Raw genomic sequence first — 7,876 nt, 5'->3', positions numbered from 1 at the left:
TCTACGCCCCCGAGATCGTCCCGCTGCCCGCGCGCGACAGCCGCGACGACGACGAGGGCGACGATCGCGACAGCGCGTTCCGCCGCGGACGCGGCCGCCGACGCGGCGACGGCGACGAGACGCGTGACGAGCCGCGGCAGCGCCAGCGTCATGTCGAGTACATCACCGAGCCGAAGGCCATCAAGGGCTCCACGCGCCTCGAGGCCAAGAAGCAGCGTCGTCGGGACGGCCGCGACGCGGGTCGCCGCCGCCCGGTGGTGACCGAGGCGGAGTTCCTCGCCCGCCGCGAGTCGGTCGACCGCATGATGGTCGTGCGTGCCAAGAACGGTCGCACGCAGATCGGCGTGCTGGAAGACGACGTGCTCGTCGAGCACTACGTCGCACGCAACCAGGACGCCTCGCTGATCGGGAACGTGTACCTCGGCCGCGTGCAGAACGTGCTGCCCAGCATGGAGGCGGCGTTCGTCGACATCGGGCGCGGCCGCAACGCGGTGCTGTACTCCGGAGAGGTCGACTGGGACGGCGTCGAGACCGGCAACCAGCCCCGTCGCATCGAGCTGGCGCTCAAGGCGGGCGATCGCGTGCTCGTGCAGGTCACGAAGGATCCGATCGGCCACAAGGGTGCCCGTCTGACCAGCCAGATCTCGCTCCCGGGCCGTTACCTCGTGTACGTTCCGGGCGGCTCGATGAACGGCATCTCGCGCAAGCTCCCCGACAACGAGCGCGCTCGTCTCAAGCGCATCCTCAAGGAGGTGCTGCCCGAGTCGTCCGGCGTGATCGTGCGCACGGCCGCGGAGGGCGCGACCGAGGATCAGCTGACCCGCGACGTACAGCGCCTCACCTCCCAGTGGGAGCACATCCAGAAGCAGGTCGAGAGCCAGCAGGCTCCGGCGCTCCTGCACGCCGAGCCCGATCTGCTCGTGAAGATCGTCCGTGACGTCTTCAACGAGGACTTCACGAAGATGCTCATCCAGGGCGAGGAGTCGCAGCGCACCATCCGGGCGTACCTGGAGAGCGTCGCCCCCGACCTGCTCGAGCGTGTCGAGGCGTACGAGGACGACGTCGATCCGTTCGACGCGTTCCGCATCACGGAGCAGATCGAGAAGGCACTGGACCGCAAGGTCTGGCTGCCCTCCGGCGGTTCGCTCGTGATCGACCGCACCGAGGCCATGACGGTCGTCGACGTCAACACCGGCAAGTTCGTCGGCTCGGGCGGAAACCTCGAAGAGACCGTCACCAAGAACAACCTCGAGGCAGCTGAGGAGATCGTCCGACAGCTGCGCCTGCGCGACATCGGCGGCATCATCGTCGTCGACTTCATCGACATGGTGCTCGAGTCCAACCGAGACCTCGTGCTGCGCCGCCTGGTGGAGTGCCTGAGCCGGGACCGCACGAAGCACCAGGTCGCCGAGGTCACCTCGCTCGGACTCGTGCAGATGACCCGCAAGAAGCTCGGCCTCGGTCTTCTCGAGACCTTCAGTGAGGCGTGCGACGTGTGCGCCGGTCGCGGCGTGATCGTGCACCACGACCCCGTCGTGAAGCACCGCAGCAGCAGCGGATCGAACGGCGGAGGACAGAACCGCCGGTCGCGCGGGAGCTCGTCGCAGCAGTCCGCACCCGCGGCCGAGAAGCAGCAGCCCGTCAACGGCGGCACCCACAGCATCACCGAGGTCGCCAAGTCCGCCCTCGCCGCCATCGCCGCGTCGACCATCGTCGTGAACGACGACGCCGCGCAGGATCAGGATCAGGGTCAGCATCAGCCTGCTGCCGGGCAGCAACCGGCGCCCGAGAACGACACCCGCGACGGAGCCCAGAGCGAGCGCCCCAAGAAGCGCAAGAAGCGCGGAGGCGAGCGCAAGGGCGCTCCGAAGACGCAGACCGAGCAGCTGCTCGATTCGGTGCTCGACGCTCTCCCTGAGCCGAAGGCACCCGGTCAGGGCCGCAACCGGCGTCGGGTGACGACCGCCATGCTGACCCCGAACGCCTCGACTGACGGGGCAGCCCCGGTCACGGGCTCGAATCCGCAGCCCTGAGCGGGTCAGCCCCGGTCACGGGCTCGGACCCGCAGCCCTGAGCGGATCAGCCCCGGTCACGGGCTCGGATCCGCAGCCCTGAGCGGATCAGCCGCCTGGTGAGCTCCTTGCCGCTCACGTGCACCGCACCGGCGGCGAGGAGTCTCGGCAGCGCGTCGGCCGGCACGTCGTAGTGGTCGAGATCGAAGGCGCGGCGGGGGATGCCCTGCTGGGCGGCGAACGCATGCAGCTCGTCGAGATCCGAGTCGCTGACGAGATGCGCCCACAGCCTGCCGTGCGCAGGCCAGATGGCGTCGTCGACGAGAACGGTCATGTCGTGATCCTAGACGCGACCCGCATCGGGCCCGCTTTGCGGCATCGGCGATGATCCGGTAAAGTTGTCCTTTGGTGCGAGACCCCTGACGGCTTTGCCGATCGCAGGAGAAGTCTTGCGTCCGCATCCTTCGCCTCGCGGCGAGGAACGCAAGCAACAGTCTTCCCGTGAGATTCCCGGAGCGATCCGCTCCCCAACGAAACAGGTATGAAGTGGTTTACGCAGTAGTGCGCGCCGGTGGCCGGCAGGAGAAGGTCGAGGTCGGCACGATCGTTCAGCTCGACCGTGTTCAGGCTGCCCAGGGCGAGAACATCGAGCTTCCCGCCGTGCTTCTCGTCGACGGTGCCTCTGTGACCACCGACGCCGACAAGCTGGCGAAGGTCAAGGTCACGGCTGAGGTTCTCGGCAACCTCCGCGGACCGAAGATCGTCATCCAGAAGTTCAAGAACAAGACCGGCTACAAGAAGCGCCAGGGCCACCGTCAGGAGCTCACGCGCGTCAAGATCACCGGCATCAAGTAAGCACGGAAGAGGCTCAGCACATGGCACATAAGAAGGGCGCGAGCTCGACCCGCAACGGTCGTGACTCCAATGCACAGCGACTCGGCGTGAAGCGCTTCGGCGGTCAGACCGTCAGCGCCGGCGAGATCCTCGTCCGTCAGCGCGGCACCCACTTCCACCCCGGCGCCGGCGTCGGCCGTGGCGGCGACGACACCCTGTTCGCACTCGAAGCAGGCGCTGTCGAGTTCGGCACCAAGGGCGGCCGCAAGGTCGTCAACATCGTCGCAGCCGCTCAGTAAGAGCAGCAGACTTCCTGGACGGGGCGGGCTTCGGCTCGCCCCGTCCTCGTATCCCAGCCCCTCGACGGGCTCAGGGACCCAGTTCAAGGAGTGACATGGTCACCTTCGTCGACACCGTCACGCTGCACCTCCGCGCAGGCAAGGGCGGCAACGGCTGCGTCTCCGTCCATCGAGAGAAGTTCAAGCCGCTCGGCGGACCGGACGGCGGCAAGGGCGGCGACGGAGGCGACATCATCCTCGTCGCCGACCCGCAGGTGACGACGCTGCTGTCGTACCACCACTCGCCGCATCGCAGCGGCGGCAACGGCGGCTTCGGCATGGGCGATCACCGTTCGGGCTACGCCGGCGAGTCCCTCGAGCTGCCCGTCCCAGTGGGCACCGTGGTGAAGAGCGTCGACGGCGATGTGCTGCACGACATGATCATCCCCGGCGAGAAGTACGTGGTCGCCGAGGGCGGCCAAGGTGGGCTCGGCAACGCCGCACTCGCCTCACCCAAACGCAAGGCTCCCGGCTTCGCGCTGCTCGGCACGCCCGGTCAGGAGCATTCGGTCGTACTCGAGCTGAAGACCGTAGCCGACGTGGCCCTCGTGGGCTACCCGTCCGCCGGCAAGTCGAGCCTGATCGCCGCCCTGTCCGCGGCTCGTCCGAAGATCGCCGATTACCCGTTCACCACGCTGCACCCGAACCTCGGCGTGGTGCAGGCCGGTGACAGCAGGTACACGGTCGCCGACGTGCCCGGCCTGATCGAGGGCGCCAGCGAAGGCAAGGGGCTCGGCCTCGAGTTCCTGCGCCACGTCGAGCGCTGCAGCGCCCTGCTGCACGTGCTCGACTGCGCCACCCTCGAGCCGGGTCGCGACCCGCTCTCCGACCTCGACGTCATCCTCGCCGAACTCGCCGCCTACGAGGTGCCCGAGGGGCAGACGCCGCTGCTCGAGCGGCCGCAGATCGTCGCCCTGAACAAGGTCGACGTGCCCGAGGCTCGCGATCTCGCCGAGATGGTGCGCCCCGACATCGAAGCGCGCGGCTTCCGGGTCTTCGAGATCTCAACCGTCACCCGCGAGGGACTGCGGGCGCTGAGCTTCGCGCTGGCCGAGCTGGTCGACCAGCACCGCGCCGAACTCGCCGTGGAGTTGCCGCGCGAGCGCGTCGTCATCCGTCCGAAGGGCGCGAAGGAGCAGTTCTCGATCCGCGTCGAGGGCGGCACCTACGGCAACATCTACCGCGTGCTGGGCGAGAAGCCGGTGCGCTGGGTGCAGCAGACCGACTTCCAGAACGAGGAGGCCGTGGGCTATCTCGGCGACCGCCTCGAGCGTCTCGGCGTCGAGACCGCCCTGTTCAAGGCCGGCGCCGTCGCCGGTGCGACCGTCATGATCGGCACCGGCGAGAACAGCGTCGTCTTCGACTGGGAGCCGTCTATCGCCTCGACCGCCGAGCTGATGGGCTCTCCGCGCGGAACCGACATCCGCATCGGCGGCTCGAACCGCCGCACCACCACCGAGCGTCGTGAGCAGTACCACGACATGATGGATGCCAGGGCCGCGGCCCGCGCCGAGCTCGAGGAGAAGCGCCTCGCCTCCCGCGAGGACGAGGAATGACCGCGCGCAGCCGCGCAGAGCTCAGCACCGCGAACCGCATCGTCGTCAAGGTCGGATCCTCGTCGATCAGCGGAGAGTCGTCGTGGCGCATTCCGATGATCGTGCAGGCGCTGTCATCGGCGCACCGCCGCGGCGCGGAGATCATCCTCGTCTCATCGGGGGCGATCGCCACCGGCATCCCGTACCTCGCTCTCGACTCGAGACCGACCGATCTGGCCACGCAGCAGGCCGCTGCGGCCGTGGGGCAGAACGTGCTCGTATTCCGGTACCAGGAGGCCCTGCGGCCGTTCGGCATCGTCGCCGGCCAGGTGCTGCTGACGACCGGCGACCTCGAGAACCCGACCTCGCGCAGCAACGCGCAACGCGCGATGGACCGGCTGCTGTCGCTGCGCATCATGCCGATCGTCAACGAGAACGACACCGTCGCCACCCAGGAGATCCGCTTCGGCGACAACGACCGGCTCGCGGCGCTCGTCGCGCAGCTCGTCGGCGCGGATGCGCTCGTGCTGCTCAGCGACGTCGAGTCGCTGTACACCAAGCCGCCGACGGACCCCACCGCAGTGCCGATCGAGGAGATTCCGGCGGATGCCGATCTGAGCGGTCTCGAGTTCGGCGCGTCGGTCGTGAACAGCGTCGGCACCGGGGGAGCGGCGACGAAGGTCTCCGCCGCGCGGATGGCCGCGGCATCCGGCATCGGCGTGCTGGTGACCAGCGCCGACCTGGTCGGCAAGGCTCTCGAGGGGGAGCAGATCGGCACGTGGTTCGCCCCGTCCGTCGTCGGGTGAACCGCCTGCGTCATGCCGGGCCGGGCCCTGTCCGGGCGTCGATACACTGACCGGATGAGCACATCCCTCGTCACCGATGCCCCCGCGGACACCGCGCAGGATCGCCTGGTGCGTGCCAAGGAGGCCTCGCGTTCGATCGCACGGCTGACCAGCGCCGACAAGGCGCGTCTGCTCGAGGCGATCGCCTCCGCGATGGAGTCGAGCACCGCGCGGATCGTCGAGGCCAACGCCCTCGACATCGAGCGCGGGCGGGCGGATGCCATCGGCGAGTCTCTCATCGACCGGCTGCGCCTGGATGAGCGGCGCGTGGCGGCACTGGCATCCGCCGTCCGCGATGTCGCGACTCTGCCCGACCCGATCGGGCAGGTGATCGGCGGGCACCGGATGCCGAACGGCATCGCCCTCGAGCAGGTGCGGGTTCCCTTCGGCGTGGTCGGCGCGATCTACGAGGCCCGACCCAACGTGACGGTCGACATCGCCGCCCTCGCGCTGCGCGCGGGCAACGCGGTGGTGCTTCGCGGCGGCAGCGCCGCCCGCGAGTCGAACACGGTGCTGGTCGCGGTGATGCGACAGGCGCTGGCTGATCTGGGGCACGACCCCGAGGCGATCCAGAGCGTCGACGACTTCGGCCGCGACGGGGCGAAGGCGATGATGCACGCGCGTGGTCTGATCGATGTGCTCGTGCCGCGCGGCAGCGCGTCGCTCATCGAGACCGTCGTCACCGAGTCCACCGTGCCGGTCATCGAGACCGGCGCCGGGGTGGTGCACATCGTGATCGACGAGTCGGCGCCGATGGACTGGGCGCGCGACATCGTGCTGAACGCCAAGGTGCAGCGTCCGAGCGTGTGCAACGCGGTCGAGACGGTGCTGGTGCATCGGCAGGCGGCCCCTCAGCTCGTCCCGGTGATCGCGAGCGCCCTGCTCAGCGAGGGGGTCGCCATCCACGGCGACGACATGGTCGCGGGACTCGTCGCGGGCACGATCCCCGCCACCGAGGACGACTGGGCGGCCGAGTACCTCGGGCTGGAGATCGCGATCAAGGTGGTCGACGATCTCGATGAGGCGCTTGCGCACATCCGCCGGTACAGCACGGGGCACACCGAGTCGATCATCACCACTGATTCCCGCAACGCCGAGCGGTTCCTCGCCGAGGTCGACTCCGCCGTGGTGATGGTGAACGCCTCCACACGCTTCACCGACGGCGGCGAGTTCGGGTTCGGCGCCGAGGTCGGGATCTCGACGCAGAAGCTGCACGCGCGTGGCCCGATGGGTCTCGGCGAGCTGACGAGCACGAAGTGGCTCGCGCGCGGGTCCGGTCAGATACGCGGGTGAGGACTAGAATGGACAGGCGTTTGCTTGCCATGTCAGGAACGGAGTCAGGATGAACCTCATCGCACAGATCGCGATGGCCGCAGCCGAGACGGAGCACCACGGCAACGTGGCCGCCGAGACCTTCATCTTCGGCGCCATCGCCGCGCTGGTCTTCGCCGCAATGGGTCTGGTGACCCTGTCGTTCCGCCACGTCGCGAACCGTCACGCGGCCAAGGCCGAGGCCTACGCCCTGAGGCACGGCAGGGACGGCCACGGCCACTAGGACCGCATGCACGATTCCAGCGCTCGGGCACCGCGCATCGGCGTGATGGGTGGCACGTTCGACCCCATCCACCACGGTCACCTGGTGGCGGCGAGCGAGGTCGCGCACTCGTTCGGCCTCGATGAGGTCGTGTTCGTGCCGACCGGTCAGCCCTGGCAGAAGCAGCACGTGTCGCCGAGCGAGCACCGCTATCTGATGACGGTGATCGCGACGGCTTCGAACCCCGACTTCACGGTGAGCCGCGTCGACATGGATCGCGACGGGCCGACGTACACGATCGACACGCTGCGCGACCTGAAGGCGCAGCGTCCGGATGCCGAGCTGTTCTTCATCTCCGGCGCCGATGCCGTGGCGCAGATTCTCAGCTGGAGAGACCATGATGAACTGTGGGATCTCGCCCACTTCGTCGCCGTCTCGCGGCCGGGACACGTGCTGAGCACGGACGGACTGCCCACCGACGATGTGAGTCAGCTCGAAGTGCCGGCACTGTCGATCTCGTCGACGAACTGCCGCGAGCGAGTCGCCGACGGTCAGCCGGTCTGGTACCTGGTCCCGGACGGCGTGGTCCAGTACATCGCGAAGCATCATCTGTATCGGAGCAAGGCATGAGCACTGAAGAGGACGGGCACACCCTCACGCGCAAGCAGCTGCGTGAACTCCGCCTGACCGGCTCGACACCGGTCGTCAGCGGTGAGGAGGCGGCCGCCGCGCGGGCTGCGCAGGCCGAGAGGCCGAACGACGCTCCCGCAGAGTCCGC

At 68.7% G+C, this 7,876-nt stretch carries 9 protein-coding genes; 8 read left to right on the top strand and 1 reads right to left on the bottom strand.

The features are described 5' to 3' along the window. Nucleotides 1–2,033, top strand: a 2,033-nt coding sequence (locus RT309_RS12235) for an Rne/Rng family ribonuclease (RefSeq protein WP_313357420.1), incomplete at its 5' end; no start/stop codon positions are given. A gap of 46 nt (nt 2,034–2,079) precedes the next feature. On the opposite strand, the gene RT309_RS12230 is transcribed toward RT309_RS12235, so the two are convergent. Next, nucleotides 2,080–2,346: a DUF4031 domain-containing protein gene (locus RT309_RS12230; protein WP_313357418.1), complete on the bottom strand. Its 267-nt coding sequence runs from the start codon at nt 2,344–2,346 to the stop codon at nt 2,080–2,082. A 212-nt stretch (nt 2,347–2,558) separates the two neighbouring features. Between RT309_RS12230 and rplU the strand changes: the two genes are divergently transcribed. The 7 genes from rplU to nadD all read left to right on the top strand — a co-directional run bounded on the left by rplU (nt 2,559) and on the right by nadD (nt 7,728). Beyond that, on the top strand, nt 2,559–2,867 hold the full coding sequence (rplU, locus tag RT309_RS12225; RefSeq protein ID WP_099196842.1) for a 50S ribosomal protein L21: 309 nt from the start codon (nt 2,559–2,561) through the stop codon (nt 2,865–2,867). Between the two features lie 20 nt (nt 2,868–2,887). Next, a complete protein-coding gene (gene rpmA / locus RT309_RS12220; protein WP_071643174.1) occupies nt 2,888–3,145 on the top strand; it encodes a 50S ribosomal protein L27 in 258 nt (85 codons plus the stop codon). Nucleotides 3,146–3,240: 95 nt separating this feature from the next. Then, on the top strand, nt 3,241–4,740 hold the full coding sequence (gene obgE, locus RT309_RS12215; RefSeq protein ID WP_313357416.1) for a GTPase ObgE: 1,500 nt from the start codon (nt 3,241–3,243) through the stop codon (nt 4,738–4,740). Then, a complete protein-coding gene (gene proB / locus RT309_RS12210; protein ID WP_313357414.1) occupies nt 4,737–5,525 on the top strand; it encodes a glutamate 5-kinase in 789 nt (262 codons plus the stop codon). The genes obgE and proB overlap by 4 nt, the downstream gene beginning before the upstream one ends. Nucleotides 5,526–5,579: 54 nt before the next feature. After that, complete coding sequence (locus RT309_RS12205; RefSeq protein WP_313357412.1) at nt 5,580–6,857, top strand: glutamate-5-semialdehyde dehydrogenase; 1,278 nt, start codon at nt 5,580–5,582, stop codon at nt 6,855–6,857. Between the two features lie 49 nt (nt 6,858–6,906). Next, nucleotides 6,907–7,119 (top strand): hypothetical protein, encoded by a 213-nt coding sequence (locus tag RT309_RS12200; protein WP_313357411.1) that lies wholly within the window; start codon nt 6,907–6,909, stop codon nt 7,117–7,119. Between the two features lie 6 nt (nt 7,120–7,125). After that, nucleotides 7,126–7,728 carry a nicotinate-nucleotide adenylyltransferase gene (nadD, locus tag RT309_RS12195; RefSeq protein ID WP_313357409.1) on the top strand — a complete coding sequence of 201 codons (603 nt, stop codon included), beginning with the start codon at nt 7,126–7,128 and terminating at the stop codon, nt 7,726–7,728. Nucleotides 7,729–7,876 lie beyond the last annotated feature (148 nt).

The sequence above is a fragment of the Microbacterium sp. genome (assembly GCF_032084865.1).
In the GTDB taxonomy this organism is placed as follows: Bacteria; Actinomycetota; Actinomycetes; order Actinomycetales; family Microbacteriaceae; genus Microbacterium.
This window is presented reverse-complemented; position numbering and strand designations above follow the sequence as displayed.